General features: G+C 37.6%; 14 protein-coding genes. All 14 read left to right on the top strand.

Going from position 1 to position 16,038, the window contains the following annotated elements; translation table 11 throughout:
• The first annotated feature begins 719 nt into the window (after nt 1-719).
• Entirely contained in the window at nt 720-998 is a 279-nt protein-coding gene (locus N518_RS0113930) for a hypothetical protein (RefSeq protein ID WP_005248732.1), read from the top strand.
• 283 nt (nt 999-1,281) lie between these two features.
• Complete coding sequence (gene topA / locus N518_RS0113920; RefSeq protein ID WP_026444414.1) at nt 1,282-3,534, top strand: type I DNA topoisomerase; 2,253 nt, start codon at nt 1,282-1,284, stop codon at nt 3,532-3,534.
• Nucleotides 3,534-4,211, top strand: a complete 678-nt coding sequence (locus N518_RS0113915; RefSeq protein WP_026444413.1) for a lytic transglycosylase domain-containing protein — start codon at nt 3,534-3,536, stop codon at nt 4,209-4,211. The genes topA and N518_RS0113915 overlap by 1 nt, the downstream gene beginning before the upstream one ends.
• A 134-nt stretch (nt 4,212-4,345) precedes the next feature.
• A complete protein-coding gene (locus N518_RS0113910) occupies nt 4,346-4,651 on the top strand; it encodes a TrbC/VirB2 family protein (protein WP_004644768.1) in 306 nt (101 codons plus the stop codon).
• Entirely contained in the window at nt 4,651-4,977 is a 327-nt protein-coding gene (locus N518_RS0113905) for a type IV secretion system protein VirB3 (RefSeq protein WP_005407440.1), read from the top strand. The genes N518_RS0113910 and N518_RS0113905 overlap by 1 nt, the downstream gene beginning before the upstream one ends.
• A gap of 7 nt (nt 4,978-4,984) precedes the next feature.
• On the top strand, nt 4,985-7,447 hold the full coding sequence (locus tag N518_RS0113900; protein WP_026444412.1) for a VirB4 family type IV secretion/conjugal transfer ATPase: 2,463 nt from the start codon (nt 4,985-4,987) through the stop codon (nt 7,445-7,447).
• A gap of 2 nt (nt 7,448-7,449) precedes the next feature.
• Nucleotides 7,450-7,749, top strand: coding sequence for a hypothetical protein (locus N518_RS0113895; protein WP_026444411.1), 300 nt, complete (start codon nt 7,450-7,452; stop codon nt 7,747-7,749).
• Between the two features lie 23 nt (nt 7,750-7,772).
• Nucleotides 7,773-8,798, top strand: coding sequence for a type IV secretion system protein (locus N518_RS0113890; RefSeq protein WP_026444410.1), 1,026 nt, complete (start codon nt 7,773-7,775; stop codon nt 8,796-8,798).
• An 11-nt stretch (nt 8,799-8,809) separates the two neighbouring features.
• Nucleotides 8,810-9,511 (top strand): P-type DNA transfer protein VirB5, encoded by a 702-nt coding sequence (gene virB5, locus N518_RS0113885; RefSeq protein ID WP_004644764.1) that lies wholly within the window; start codon nt 8,810-8,812, stop codon nt 9,509-9,511.
• 161 nt (nt 9,512-9,672) lie between these two features.
• A complete protein-coding gene (locus tag N518_RS0113880) occupies nt 9,673-10,488 on the top strand; it encodes a virB8 family protein (protein WP_026444409.1) in 816 nt (271 codons plus the stop codon).
• A gap of 11 nt (nt 10,489-10,499) precedes the next feature.
• A complete protein-coding gene (locus N518_RS0113875; RefSeq protein WP_026444408.1) occupies nt 10,500-11,393 on the top strand; it encodes a TrbG/VirB9 family P-type conjugative transfer protein in 894 nt (297 codons plus the stop codon).
• The gene (gene virB10 / locus N518_RS0113870) at nt 11,393-12,817 is read left to right on the top strand and encodes a type IV secretion system protein VirB10 (protein WP_026444407.1); all 1,425 of its coding nucleotides are present in this window, start codon (nt 11,393-11,395) and stop codon (nt 12,815-12,817) included. Before N518_RS0113875 ends, virB10 begins: the two co-directional genes overlap by 1 nt.
• Entirely contained in the window at nt 12,798-13,910 is a 1,113-nt protein-coding gene (gene virB11 / locus N518_RS0113865; protein ID WP_026444406.1) for a P-type DNA transfer ATPase VirB11, read from the top strand. Before virB10 ends, virB11 begins: the two co-directional genes overlap by 20 nt.
• The coding region (locus tag N518_RS0113860) for a type IV secretory system conjugative DNA transfer family protein (RefSeq protein WP_026444405.1) at nt 13,907-16,038 on the top strand (2,132 nt) is incomplete at its 3' end. The genes virB11 and N518_RS0113860, both read left to right, overlap by 4 nt.

The raw sequence follows: 16,038 nt of genomic DNA, 5'->3' as shown, positions 1-16,038 counted from the left end.
CCCCGCCATAAATATCTTTTAAATATTCTAAGGCTTCCAGTGCTTCAACATCTTCAGGAACATCCATATTGAAATAAACTGAAAGTGGAGTTTTGGTAGTAGGCTTTTTTCTATATCTTTTTCTGCGATCTAATACCTTTCCTTCTGTTTCTGTTTCTGTTCCTAGTTCTTCAGTCATAACTTATCCCATTTAATAAATGTCCACAGGTGGATATTAAGTCCTTTTTAAATAATTTACTACTTATATCGGGTCGCCATTTATGAGAAGTAGCATTGCAATAGTATGTTTTAACGTGGGGTTATAACCCTTTTAATAACCTCATATTATGTACTATGTACTATTTAAAACCCGCTACTAGATCAAATGGGAGCAGTTTATTTTCTGCGGTCGCCATTTAAAAAGCACAGCTTTTTAAAGCTCACTTGAAAATCAACGGTAATCAGGGAAGGGAAAATTTAACTGATTGCGTCAGTTCGCAAAGTAGACACTTTGCTCTGATATATGTGCTATGGATCTGGATTAGATAGGTAATATAGATGCCTGGATAAACGCTGCAGCTTGCAGCTTTTATCCAAGCATCGAGGTTTTTAGTCATGACTAAAGCAGAATTTAGCTAAAATATTTAAAAATTCTTTAAATTATTTAAAAAAACTTTACCAAGATTACCTAAATTGATGATAATGCACCTTTGTTATGGGTGCTTTAAAAGGTTTTATGGATGACTGATTTTATAAATATTGATCCTGATTTTTCTATTTCAGAGGTGGTGTTAGAGGAATCTAATAAACAAGGATTTATTAAAGAGTTAATTATTAATGAATTTGAGGGTGGATTTTTTATCACAGCAAAACTGGCATGGTCAGGCCAAAAGGTTTGGACTTTAACAACAAGACGAGAAAAAGATAAAGCTAGGATCTTTAAGGATCTGACTAGGCTTAATGATTTCTTGAAAGAAAAAATTTATACAGAAGAAGTAAAAATAATAAGAATCAAGTAAAAAAATACAAAAGCCCTTTCCAATATGGTATATTTTGGATTGTATTCTTTAAAGCTCTAAGACGGGATTTAAGAAAATGGCTATAAGTTTAAATAAATATGGAAATTTTTTAAAATTTTTTCTAGTTATTTCATGTGTTTATCTTGTGTGCTTCATGCCACAAGATGCACTGCTTTTAGAAATCCTTGTAGATTTCACTAAATTTCAAGTAGTTGCTTTCTTATATTCATCTTTTCTTTGTGGGCTTTCGAGTTTCCTAAATTTCACAATTTGGAAATAACCCATGAATCTTGTAATCGTTGAATCTCCTAACAAATGTTCAAAAATTGGAAGTTTTTTAGGATCTGATTTTAAAGTTGTGGCCAGTGTTGGCCATGTTCGGGATCTACCAAGAAAAGGCTTAGGTATTGATATAGCCAATGATTTTGCAATGGAATATTCATTTATTCCTGATGCCAAAGTTAATGACAGAACTTTTGACGGTGGCGAAAAACGTATTGAAAAAATAAAAGCCTTTTTGAATAAAGCAGACAAGATTTATTTAGCTACCGATCCAGACAGGGAAGGTGAAGCTATTTCATGGCATTTAAAAGAATGTTTAGGTCTGGAAGATGGTCAATTTGAACGAATAGAATTTAATGAAATTTCAGAAAAAGCTATTAAAGAAGCCATTAATAATGGGCGTGGTTTAGATTATCAGCTTGTATATGCTCAAGAAGCACGTAGGGCTTTAGATCGTCTGGTGGGCTATCTAGTTTCCCCTATTGCATCTAATCTTATGGGTCAGCCTTCATCTGCGGGGCGGGTACAATCTCCTGCTGTTTTAATCGTTGTCCTTAGAGAAATCGAAATCCAGAAATTCAAAGTTACTAACCACTTTGGCGTTAATTTGAGTTTTGATAAAGAGCCTAAAAAATGGATCTCGCAATGGGTTACAACGGAATTTGTAACTGAGGATCAGCCTTATGTTTTAGATCGTTCCTTAGCTGAAGAAGTTGCAAAAACTAAGAAAGTTAAAGTTTTAAACTGCACTGAAAAAACAGAGTATTCAAATGCTCCTTCTCCTTTCTCTACAGCCCTACTTTTACAAGCTGCTAGTGTAGCGTTAGGCTTTAGCCCTCAACAAACAACCAAAGCAGCACAGGCATTATTTGAACAAGGGGCAATTACTTACATTCGGACTGACGGGCTAAACATAGCTGATGAAAGTGTAGAAGAAATCTTTGCTTATGCTAATGAAAATCAATTTTCTTTACCTGAAAAGCCTAATAAGTTTAAGGAAAAAGATGGGGCGCAAAACGCCCATGAAGCAATCCGACCTGTTCACATAACTGATAAAGATCTAGGAAAGTCACCAGAACAAAAAGCTTTATATCAATTGATTTGGGAACGTACTATTTCAAGTCAATTGGCCAAAGCTGAATATAAAGCCGTTACTTTGGAATTACTGTCTGAAGATGGAAAATATAAGTTCCATGCTAAAAGCCGTGAGCTAATAAAAAAAGGGTGGATGGTTTTTGGTAAAGACTGCCTGAATGAAGATGAAAACGAGCCTTCAGGCGTGGTGCCGGTCTTAGAAGTTGGTTCTGTAGTTGATGTTGAAAGCGGTGAAGTTATTGCAAAACAAACTAAGCCACCAAAACGCTATACAGAAGCTTCACTAATTAAAAAATTGGAAAGCTGCGGGATTGGTCGCCCTTCTACTTATTCATCAATCATGGCCAATATTCTGAATAAGGGCTTTCTGGAGGTAGAAAAGAAAGTCTTAAAACCAACTAAATTAGGGAATGATCTCATTGGTAGTCTGTTAAAAGCTAAATTTAGCTTTCTGGATCTGCACTATTCAAAAGAGATGGAGTTGCAGCTAGATAAAATTGCATCTGGTGAAACTTCATATAATTCGGTTGTTTCTGCCTTATACACTCAACTTGCTCAAGAGCTAAGTACAGCTTCAAAGCTGACAGCTATAAACGCAATACCTTGTCCAAAGTGTAAAAGCCAATTAAAAAAATTTAAGAATACTAAAACCAATCAATTTTTTTGGATTTGTAGCAATGAGGACTGTAAGCACTCGATGGATGACGACAAGGGTAAACCAGTCGAAAAAGTTATTCATTCATGCCCTAAATGTAAAACAGGTCGCTTAAATAAATTCCAAAATTCGCAAACTAAAGAATTTTTTTGGATCTGCAATGATCAGGAATGTAAGCACTCGATGGATGACAAGAAAGGTCAGCCAGTAGAGAAAATCAAATATCCTTGCCCTAAATGCTCAACGCCATTATTCAGATCCAAAAAAGAAGGTAAAGATCCGATCTGGTTCTGTCCTAATCGGGAAACAGATTGCAAAGTCTTTTTGCCTGAAGTTAATAAAAAGCCACTTCTTGAAGTCTATTCATGTCCTCAATGTGCCAGTGATTTAAGACGGATCAATGGGGCAAATGGCTATTTTTGGGGGTGTACCAACTATAAAAATGGGTGCTCCGCTACTTATCCAGATCAAAAAGGTAAGCCAAAATTTGAGGTGAAAAAGTAATGATTGATTTCGTAGTTTTGGCACAACAATGTGCGCCACAAGTTGATGTAAATATTGCGTCTGCAATTGTTAAATCTGAATCCTCATTTAATCCTTTTGCGATAGGGGTTAATCGTGCCGCAGGTCTTAAAAAACAGCCGACTAGCTATGAAGAAGCTGTATCTGTGGCCAAAAGATTAATTAGCCAGGGACGAAATATTGATGTTGGTTTTGCTCAAATTAATAGTGCTAATTTCAAAAGATTAAATCTTAGTGTCGAGCAAGTTTTTGATCCCTGCACTAATCTAAGCGCAATGCAATTTATCTTTAATGACTGCCGAAATAGGGCAAAAGGCAAAGATATTTATAAAGCTATGTCTTGCTATAACACTGGCAACCATTCATCAGGATTTAGAAATGGGTATGTAGCGAAAGTATCAAGAAATTTGAATTATTTTGCTAATGGTTCACTCAATACCATGCCTGTAAAATTCAATCCTCCCTCACCTCCTATGAATAGCTCAGAACAGCTTGCATATTTTGCTACTAATGCAGATATGCCTAACTCCAATGGATATAACGAAAATACAGAACTTCAAAGCCTTCCAGTAGTGGAGAAACGGCCTTCATTTTTCTTAACTAACGGCACAAATATTAAAGAAAAAGAAAAAAGTTTAAAATCTTCTATGATCTTTTAAAATTTTTTCAAAAAGTTTAAAACTTAGTGTAATATATTAAATATACAGTACCAATGAACAATATTTGATTTTCCAAAAATATTGTTCTTGGTACTTAATGCGCTAGGTCTTAATTGCTTCACTTGGAGAAAATAATGAAAGCAAATCAAACGCAAATAACAACGACTAAAACGACTGGTATCAAAGCAAGCGTATTGATGTTGTTCATGACGTTAATCTCAAGCCCTGCTTTTGCTCAAATCTCAAAAGTTAATACGGTTATGGCTAATGTTCAGTCAGTCTTAGCGGGTGTGGCTGTAACTGTATTTACCATCACTATCATGTGGGCTGGCTTTAAATTGGCTTGGCAACAAGCGAAGTGGTCAGACATTTCTAACATCGTTATCGGGGGGATTTTGGTAGGTGGTGCTGCGGGTATCGCTGCTTGGCTGATTAACTAATGTCGAATTTTTCTGATCCAATTTTCAGGGGTTGCACTCGTCCTGCCATGCTTTTTGGCGTTCCAATGTTGCCTTTTTTGTTGGTGACGGGGGTAGCAATTCTTTTAGCGGGTTGGTCTTTTTATCTACTTAGTGCCTATGTGACTTTATTTATAGCAGCTATTTATGTGCCTATTTACTTCTGGATGCGGGCAATAACAAAAGTAGATGACCAACGATTAAAGCAAGTATTGATGCGGTGGCGCATAAGAGGGAAACAGATCCAGAACCATCAAAAATGGGGAGCAATCTCATTTTCGCCACTTAAATTAAAGAAAAGGAAATAACAATATCATGCGTTCAAAACAGCAAGTTAAAGATAGCGCAAATGCTGAAGTCGCAATTTCAGACTATCTGCCGTTTGGTAATCATGTTTCCAACAATGTTATTAAGCTTAAAAATGGTGAATACATTGCTACATGGAAATTAGAAGGCATTTCGTTTGAAACAGTTGAAGCCGATATTATTAGAATCCGTAAAGAAGGATTAAATAATTTTTATCGTGCTTTAGGTGGCGGTCACTTTGCTGTTTGGACGCATAAGATTCGTAGGGGAGTTAATGAACGTCTAAATGGCGTTTATGAAAATGATTTTATTGCGGATTTTAATGAAAGATATTATCAGCAGTTTCAGGGTGAAAAGAATAAACAGATGGCTACTGAATTGTATTTAACAATTCTTTATCGTCCTGAAATTTCCAGATTAACAAAGATCTTTAAGAGTAAAGCTAGTCGTGATCCAGTAGCCCTGAAAAAGCAGATTAAGCGGGATCTCGATATTTTGGATGATGTAGCCAAACAGGTTGAAGCAAGTCTATATCACTACAATCCAGAACGTCTGGCGACCTATACCAAGAAAGGTTTTGTCTACTCCGAAATGTGTAATCTGCTTGGTTTCTTAACTAATGGAGTTTGGGAAGAAATCCCTTTAAGACAAGCTAATCTTGATCAATATATTCCAAGTAGTCGCTTGTTCTTTGGTGACAAAAACGGCTATTTACAGATCAAACATCCTGAAGCTCAAAAATATGTAGGCTTTCTGGATATTCAAGAATTTCCACGTTTATCAGAATCAGGAATGTGCAATTCCATCCTGTATGGAAACTATGAATACATTGAAACTCAAAGTTTCACGGTTTATGGCAAGCGTGATGCTGTAGATAAATTAAAAACAATTAAAGGACAGTTAAGTTCTGTAGAGGACGTTTCAGATCAAGAGATTCGTGATATTGATCTGGCTATGAGTGAAGCTAATAGCGGGAATTTCCAGTTAGGCGAATATCACTATACGCTTGCGATTTTTGGTGATTCACCAAATCAAGTTGCTCTGAATGTTTCGAGTGCCAGAACTGCTTTATCAGATGAAGCAGGGTTCAAAATGGCTGTAATTGATACTGTTCCTGAATGTGCATGGTTCTCGCAATTAGCGGGTAACTTTAATATGCGTCCAAGAGAAGCATATCTCACAAGCCTAAATTTTTCTGCTTTAAGCCCTTTCCATAACTTCGCAAGAGGTAAACGTGACGGCAATCCTTGGGGTGAAGCACTAGCTTTATTTAAAACTCCAAGTGGCCAACCATTTTACTTTAATCATCATGTTAGCCCAGATAAGCAAGATTCTACAGATGACAAGATGCCAGGTAATACGTGTGTCATTGGAACAACTGGTGTGGGTAAAACAACCCTAGTCATGGCCATGATGATGTTTGCTTGTAAGTATAAAAATCTGAAGGGTGTTTTCTTTGATAAAGATAGGGGCGCAGAAATTGGGATTAGACGGATTGGGGGTCAATACTATGCCTTAGAGCGTGGTGTACCAACTGGCTTTAATCCGTTGCAGCTACCACCGACTGAAACAAATATTCAGTTTGTAGAAAAGCTTGTAAAAATTCTGGTAGGTGGTGTTCGTAATGCTGCCGAAGATCTGGAAATCAGTCAGGCTGTTCGTACCATTATGCGTGATGATATGCCGTTAGAACTCCGCAGACTTTCAGCTTTATATATGAATCTGAAAGTAAATGGCGGGGGGGATTCGCTTCAGGATCGTTTAGCTAAATGGTGTAACACTGCTGATCATGACGGAAATTTATCTTGGGTCTTTGATAATCCATACGATACTCAAGACTTTTCTAAAGCAAAAATGCCAATCTTTGGTTATGACTACACGGAATTTTTAGATGATCCAGAAGTCCGTACACCAATCATGGCTTATCTATTACACATCACAGATTCATTGATTGATGGTAGTCCGTTTATTTATTGGATGGACGAGTTTTGGAAGCCATTAACAGATGAATATTTCAAAGATTTTGCCAAAGATAAGCAGAAAACTATTCGTAAATTGAATGGTCTAGGTGTCTTTATGACGCAATCCCCAAGTGACGTTTTAGATTCTGACATTGGTAAAACAATGGTTGAACAAAGCGTTACTCAAATCTTTTTACCTAATCCTCGTGCTGATTACGATGACTATGTAAACGGCTTTAAGGTCACTCCGCAAGAATTTGAAATTATTAGAGAGCTAGAAGAAAACTCACGCATGTTCTTAGTTAAGCAGGGTAGCCGTTCCGCACTCTGCAAAATGGATCTAGGCGAAATGCGTGACGTTTTACAGATTATTTCAGGCTCTAAGGACAATGTAGAACTTCTCGAAAATCTCATGAATGAAGTTGGTGAAGATCCTAACGATTGGGGCGAACTTTTCTTACAACGGATCGCAGAACGTAAAAAATTAATTTCAGAAAAAGGAGTTGCTTAGTCATGACTAAGTTTTTAGCACTATCAAGTTTGTTGGTTATTTCTACTTTAACAACTGCATGTTCTGATGATAAGGAACAGGTTAAGCAGTTAAAAGAAGAAGTGAAGGCTGCACAACAATTAAAACCTCAAGATTTAACTGCTGAACAGCAAGAGGAACTGAAGCAGCGCAAGGCTAGAGCATCCCAAAAGGGTAATATTCTTGATGAATATGATCCTTCTGCACCTCAAAAATCAGTAAAACCAGAAACTAAAAAAGGATCGGGAAATATCCTCGATGGATATAACCCAGATTCAAAATAATTAAGGATTCATAGGGGATTGCAATGGCAATTATTACTACATTAGAAACAAAAATTGATTCTCTATTAGCAAGTTACGTGACAGGTGTTAGTAGTAATATCGCTTCTGCAATTGTTCCTATAGCTTTGACTGCTGCAACAATTTATATCCTGATCATTGGCTACAATATTGCGACTGGTGCACAAGAAGATTCCATTTATACCGCTTTATGGAAGTTTTTTAAGATCGCTTTTGTGGGTGGGATTGCTTTAAGTGCAGGGGTTTATCAGTCCTTTGTTGTTGAAGCCATTAACGGACTAGCCATAGGTTTAATTCAAATTGTTAGTCCAGGTGGTGAATCTTCGTTAGGTGCTTTACTGGATCAAGTGAGCGTTCCGTGGGGTGAATTAATCCAAAAATTAGGTGAGGAAGCTGAATCAGCTTCTGGCGTTTTCCCTGATATTGGCTTGTATTTATCTGCTGCTGTTGTTGCTGTCGCTCAATTCCTATTGTTCTTCATTGGTACTGGCCTATATTTACTGGCAAAAATCAGTCTGCAACTTTGTTTAGGCGTTGGTCCCATATTCATTCTGTGTGCAATGTTCCCTGCTACACAAAAATATTTTGAAAGTTGGCTTTCTCAAACATTGAGCTATGTTTTCACCATAGGCTTTATCACAGCAATTATCAGTATGCTCTTTGCTTTCGTTTCAGGCATGTGTACGCAAATCACTAATAACTTTGATGCGGGCGACATTCTTACTTCTGTAGTTTCCCTCTGTATTGTTGCGGGAACTATTGTAGTGATCATGTGGAACATTCCAACGATGGCTTCAGCCATAACAGGTGGGGCGGGTGTTCAAGGTGTCGGTCGTGCTGTAGCTCAAGCAATTACTAAAGGTCGTGGCGGTAATAATTCAAAATCTGATAGTGCTTCAGCTACTCCTACCACTGGGGGAAGTGTTCAAGGGAATTCTAGCAGCTCTAATAATTCCAATAGCTCGAATACAGGAGGATCTAAGCCGTTATATCAACGACACACACTCTCTAACCTCAAAAGAAACAAATAGGAATTTTTCTAATGAAAAAACAATTGTTAGCTTTGGGTTTAGGTTCATCTTTGTTTATTAGTGGTCAAGCCAATGCTACAGGTATTCCTGTCATTGACGGTGCTAACCTTGTTCAAGCTGTTCAAAATATGGTGGCTTGGGGTGAGCAATACAATCAGATGGTGAACCAGATCCAACAGGCAAAACAGCAATACGATTCCATTACTGGTATTCGTGGTTTCGGTGATGCTGTCAATAATCCATATCTTAAAGACGTGATTCCAAGTGATGTTGCTGACATTTATAAAGGCATCCAACAAGGCGGTGTCAATGGTATGACTTCAGCAGCTAGGAACATTCGTGATGCCACAATGGTTTATGACTGTGCTTCTAGAACTGGCCAGAACTATAAAGCCTGTCAAGCTGCATTAAATAACAATGCACAAACACAGGCTTTAAATCAGCAAGCGTTAGGCGTTGCGGATCTGCGTACTGAGCAGATTGATAATCTGCGTAAACAGATCAATAACACTACTGATGCTAAAGCTATCGCTGAGTTACAGGCTAGGATTCAAGCGGAACAGTCACAAGTTGCTAATGATGCAAACCGAATTGCTTTGATGCAGGCGCAAGCGCAAGCTCAAAAAGATGCAGCACAACAGCTTGAAATTGAAGGCCGATTAAAACGTGCTGCCCAAAAAGGCAACATTCTTGACGGCTACTCTGGTAACTAAACTTTTAAAAAAAGCCCATTTCTTTTGAAATGGGTATTTTTTTTGCAATTTTTCAGAAAACATTGAATTTATAAAACCAAAATATATTATTTTGGTTTACGATTTTTATATTTTTTGTCATACTTAGAGAAATAACTCTAATAGGGTCTATCGGGTCTATCATGAAAAAACTTAAAAAAGTATCTGCTGCTGAAGAAGCTAAAAGCTATGAAAAAGCTGTGGATTGGGAAGCAGATCTTATTGCGATGCGGGCTAAGTCAGAACGTAAAGCTTGGACTATTGCAAAAGTAGCGGTGGGCGTGGCCGTCTTAGAAGCCATTGGATTAGTGACATTAGCTCCAATGCGCCAGACTGTACCTGTTGTTTTCACAGTAGATAAAGCTCAAGGAAATGTTGAATACGTGGGTGTTGTTGATGATCAGCAAGTAAAAGGCAAACAAGAATTAATTGATAAAAATAACATTACTCGTTATGTAACCGCCCGTGAGAGTTATTTCTATCCGTTATTACAGCCAGATTATGATTTAGTCATGACTATGAGTAGTAATCAGGTCGGTAATGACTTTGCTTCACTCTATGAAGGTGATAGTGCAAGAGATAAAAAATACGGCAAAAAATATGAATTAAAAGTTGATGTGATTTCTGTCCAGACTAATCAGGATGAAACAGGTTTTACTGCTAGTGTCCGCTTCACTAAGACTTTGCATTCAGTCGAAGCTAATCGTGATGAACAGCCACAATATTATATTGCAAGTATTCGATATGAATATGCTCCGAACAATCTAAATAAACTGGTAGAAAAAGATCTAATTAAAAATCCATTCGGCTTTAAGGTCGTGGGCTATCGTGTCGATCCTGAACTATCTCCTAACAGACCTGTAGCGCAAGCTGCGGTTGTTGAACCTAGTCAGCAAGTCTATGTTCCGATTCAACAAGGCGGGGCTGCTGTTCAGCCACAAGCTCAACAAGGAATGTAAAGGATCATTACATGAAAAAATTAATTCTTGCTTTGGGTTTGGCGGTGCATGGGATCTCTTATGCAGCAATTACGCCTAAAGCTTTGCCTACCGATTCACGTATTAGAACAATCAATTATGTTCCTAATGATGTTTATCGAATTACTGTCAAAAAAGGCACTGTAACCCGCATTGTATTAGGTGAAGGTGAAAGAATTTTAGAGCGTGGTGCTGCTACTGGATACCCTTCAGACTGTGAAAAGGATGACACCAATTGGTGTATTTTTGCAGATACTGGATCAAATTTAGTATGGGTGAAGCCAAAGGATAAGGCTACTCGGAATAACTTAGAGTTACGCACTAATAAGCGTGATTATAGTTTTGATTTTCAAGTTCTAAATAATGCCAAAGAAAAACCGATGTATCGTGTTGTCTTTAAATACCCACAAGAAGAAGAAGAAAAACGGAAGCAGGAAGAAGCTCAACGCTATAACGCTTATGCAGCACAATTAAAAGAAGAAAGCCAACTTACTGAATTTTTGGTTTTACAGCATCGTTTAGCCAATGCTGCGCCTATCCCTAAAAACTGGAATTATCGTCAAGCTGCAAACAGCAAAGGGAAGCATTTTGTTCCTGAAATGCTATTTGATGACGGTCGTTTTACCTATATGCGATTTAAAGGAAATACTGATATTCCAGTCGTATTTATTGAAGGTACGGAAGGGGAAGAAAAAGTTAATTTCCATATCAGTAAAGAAGATCCAAAACTTTTAATTGTTGAAGCTCTAGCTAAAAAATTTGTTTTACGTCAAGGAAAGGGCGTAGTGAGCATTTTCAATGAATCTTATGATCCTGTCGGTGTTGCTCCTCAAGATGGCACTACTGTAGAGGGTGTTAAACGTGTCATTACTGGGGATATGAACTAATGAATATTAATGATCAAAAACCATTAGATGATCAACAAGCTCCTGATGAAGAATTTAACGAATCAGAAAATGGCATTGTGTCTGTCAATGAACGTGGGGATCAGGAAGATGGAAAAGGTAAAAAAATAGCGTTTATTGCAGTTATGGCGGTACTTTTTACTGTTATAGCGGTCTTTGCCTATAACTTCTTTTCAGATAGTAGTGATGCTGAAGAAGCAGCCCAATTAAAAGAAAATCAGATAGATCCAAGCCTAGATGCTTCAACTAAAAGAAGGAATTTTACTAATACTGATCCTATGCCAATGGATGCGGGTCAAAATGCTCAATTTCAAAGCCTAGATGCCTGTCAGGATCAAAGTATTCCTAGACAGCTAACAGACAATAACGGCAATGCTGTAACTTATAACGGCATGTTGGTTTTTCAATGCCAAAATGGTCAGCAGATTTTAAGACAGCCTGAAGCTGCGCCAGTAGTTGAACAGCAAGCAGCAAATCAACAACCTGTAGTAATTCAGCCACAGCCACAACAACAAGCTCAATATGTACCTTTAAATAATGGAAGCCGTTACGGTGGCGGGATCTTTGTTAATTCTTCACAACAAGGCGGGGCGGTTGGCCAGCCGACAAGCATGAATCATCAAGCAGCTTATAACCAAGTAACAGGCATGATGAAACAGTTTGAACAGGATCAGAATAGTAATAGCCGTTCTGGTAATTTCTCTGGATCTGGTTTGATGTCTTTAGCGCATGATGATGATGAACCTATGCAGCAGCATCAGCCACAACAAGCTACAACTAACATGGTTAGTCATTCCTCTAATAAAGTCCAGGCTAGGTTTATTGGGGATCGAAATTACTTAATTGCTAAAGGTCGTGTAATCCGTTGCAACCTGTCAGTTAAAGTCGTTTCAGAAATTGGCGGTATGGCTTCATGTGTCCTTCCACAACCTGTTTATTCTGATAATGGTCGTGTAGTCCTTGCTGAAGCGGGATCTGAAGTCATTGGAGAATACAAAAGTATTGCAGCACAAGGTCAAAGACGTTTAGGTATCATCTGGTCACGCTTAAAAACTCCGCATGGTGTTATTGTCGATATTGATTCTCCCGCAGCAGACCATTTAGGAACAGGTGGTTTAAGTGGTCGAGTAGATAACCATTGGGGCGCACGTATCGGTGCAGCGTTTATGCTTTCTTTAGTTCAAGACGCTATTGCTTACGGTATTTCTAAAGAAACAGGCGGGAACAATAGCACTCCTTATATGCTTCAAAATACTTCAGACATGGGTAAATCAATGGCTGAAACAGTGTTGAATGAAACAATCAATATCAAGCCAACAATTTATAAAAATCAGGGTGATGTAGCTTCAATTTACGTGGCCAAAGATATTGATTTCAGAGGTGTGTATGAACTCCGCGCAAAATAATGTTTTAAGCAAGGATGTAATGGTTAGACAGCTATTACTTCCATTAGAAAAATTCTTAAAAACTAAAGGGGTGACTGAAATTGCAATTAACGCACCTAACGAAGTTTGGACGGAATCTAATAAAGGATGGGAAAAGCATTCTATAAATCTGGAAATGGCGCAAATAACAGCTTTAGCTAATGTTATTGCTACCTATACTAATCAACGGATTGGCCAAGAAAACCCTATATTATCTGCTCAATTACCTGATGGAGAGCGTATTCAGATTGTTCTACCGCCAGCCATTGAAAATGGAACGGTATCAATGACAATCCGTATTCCTGACGAGTCAAACCGATCATTTCAGGAATATAAAGATCAAGGCTTTTTTGACCACTTCAGATATGGGAAATCTAAAGAGTTTGAGCAATTTAAACCTGTATTACGTACTGAAGATATTAAGCTAGTCCAGTTTTTAAAAAACAAAGATCTTGAAGGATTTTTTAAATTCGCTGTTCAATGTAAGAAAAATATTGCAGTTGTTGGTGATACTGGTTCGGGTAAAACCACTTTCATGAAGGCAATTTGTCAGTACATTCCTGAAGATGAACGTCTTGTCACTATTGAAGATGTACGTGAACTTTTTGTTCCACATGAAAACAAGGTTCACCTACTTTATTCTAAAGGTGGTCAAGGTAAAGCTAAGGTAACGCCATCTGATCTGATCGCTAGTAATATGCGTATGAAGCCAGACCGTGTATTACTTGCTGAATTACGTGGTGGAGAAGCTTTTGACTTTCTGAAACTGCTTACAACTGGCCACAGTGGATCTATTACAAGTTATCACGCTGAAAGCTGTTCACTGGCTTATGATCGCTACGTCTTTATGTGCAAAGAACATGAACAAGCAAATATCTACGATGCCACTACACTAAAGGAATTAGTTGCTTTAACCATTGATATTATTGTTCATGTTGAAGTGAAGAAAAAATACGATGATGAAAGTAATTTAATAGGTAAAGAACGCTTTATTTCTGAAATCAAATTTGATCCTGTTTCTAAAGTTAAGGCTCAATTTGGTGATGCTGAAATTATTGTAGGGGATAGGGCGTGAATAAAAAAATCCTGATCCTACTCCTTGCAATTTTTCTAGCGGTCGTTGGTTTCTTTATTACTAAATATCTGGCCGGTATTCTTTATTACTTAGCTAATAAGACCAATCCATTTCCTGAAGTGAATCTGACAACGTGGGGGTATTATTGGGATTTATATGCACACAATGTACCTGCACAAAAGAAAAAGCTGCAAGGTGCCTTGATCGCTGCACTATTTATCACTTTTGTTCTCCCTGCTTTAGTCATTGCTAGTCTGTTTAATAAAAAACAGTCGTTACACGGTGATGCCAGATTTGCCACAACAAAAGAAATTCAGAAATCTGGATTGATGGGAAATAAGGGAATTTTAGTAGGGAAATATCATAATAAATATTTAATGCTTGGCGGTCAGCAATTTGTACTTCTGGCTGCTCCGACACGAAGCGGTAAAGGTGTAGCGATTGTTATTCCTAACCTTCTAAACTATTCGGATAGTGTAGTTGTACTGGATTTGAAGCTTGAAAACTTCCTATTAACTTCTAAATTTCGTGCTAAGAATGGCCAGAAAGTTTATCTATTCAGCCCATTTTCTGAAGATCTAAAATCTCACAAATGGAATCCATTTGATACCGTTAGTCATGACGAAAATTTTAGAGTAGGTGAAATTCTTGCTATTGGTCGAAGCTTCTACCCTGTGACTGGTGATGCTAAAACCGATTTTTGGAATGACAATGCTAATAACTTATTTCTTGGCCTAGCCCTATATCTATTTGAAACTGAAGATCTGCCTGTAACTATGGGCGAGGTTTTAAGACAGAGTTCGGGTAAAGGTAAGCCAATTCAGGATCATATTAGATCTATTATTGATGAAAGAGCGCAAAGTGATAAACCGCTTAGTGATACTTGCCTTGATGCTTTAAACCGTTTTTTAAGTTCACCAGACAATACGCTCGGTAACATCATTTCTACTTTTACCTCACCTTTAACGATTTTTGCGAACCCGATTGTAGACGCTGCAACTTCATCAAGTGACTTTAAACTTGAAGATGTACGCAGACAAAGAATGTCTATCTATTTTGGTGTTCAACCAAACCGTTTAGGGGATGCTAAGAACTTAATCAATTTGTTCTATTCACTCTTAATTGATGTGAATCTAAAAACACTGCCACAACAAGATTCATCTTTGAAATATCAGTGCTTAGTCGTGAATGATGAAGCAACGGCTGTTGGTAAAGTAGCGAAAATTGCAGATGCTAACTCGTTTATCGCGGGTTATAACATTCGCTTATTAACAATTATTCAATCTATTGGCCAGCTAGAGGACGTTTATAAAACCCAAACTAGGGGGCTTGTGACTAACCATGCCTTGCAAATCGTTTATCCGCCTAGAGAACAACGTGATGCCAATGAATATAGTGAAATGCTTGGCTATTTCACTTTCAAAGCAAAATCTAAAGGCCAAAGCCGTTCTATGGCATGGGGTCAAGGTGGCTCAAATTCAGAAAATGAATCAGATCAAAGACGAGCTTTAATGCTCCCTCAAGAGTTAAAAGAATTGTCGCAAGATAAAGAAATTATCTTTATGGAAAATACAAAACCTATCATGTGTGAAAAGGCTAAGTATTTTAATGACAGTGCTTTTGTGGATCGCCTAAAGTCCGTTTCTCCTAGCATGAAAGCAATTAAGGGTTTTCCAACTCACAAGCAATTAGAAAAAATTGCCTTTGAGGATCTGGAACTTTCAATTCCTATTCCTGATTTAGACGTAAAGCTGCATAAGGCAAAAATTGAAAAACGTATAACTGAAATTACTACAGTAGAACAGGCTGAACAAATAGATATTTCTAGCTTAGTTATCCCTGAATTTAAGTTAGATAAAACAGTTTTTGAAGATCCAGAAAATCCACAACCTGAAGAATGTCTACAAGTGGTCGATCAATTCTTTGGGGCTGTTGAATGGGAAGAAGATACTGAAGCGCAAAATATTGTCGATGACTTCTTTAGCCAGGTGGAAGCTAGTGATGAAAATCCAATAGAAAACCTAGTTGCAGTAGACGAACCAGAACAAACGGAAAACCTTATTGCAATTGATGACACTGAATTTAGTCATGACGAAATAGAAAACCTTGTTGCAGTAGATGAACCAGA

The organism is Acinetobacter sp. UNC436CL71CviS28 (assembly GCF_000620525.1).
Classification (GTDB): domain Bacteria; phylum Pseudomonadota; class Gammaproteobacteria; order Pseudomonadales; family Moraxellaceae; genus Acinetobacter; species Acinetobacter radioresistens.
The sequence above is the reverse complement of the archived record's forward strand: the minus strand, read 5'-3'. Positions and strand labels throughout refer to the sequence as shown.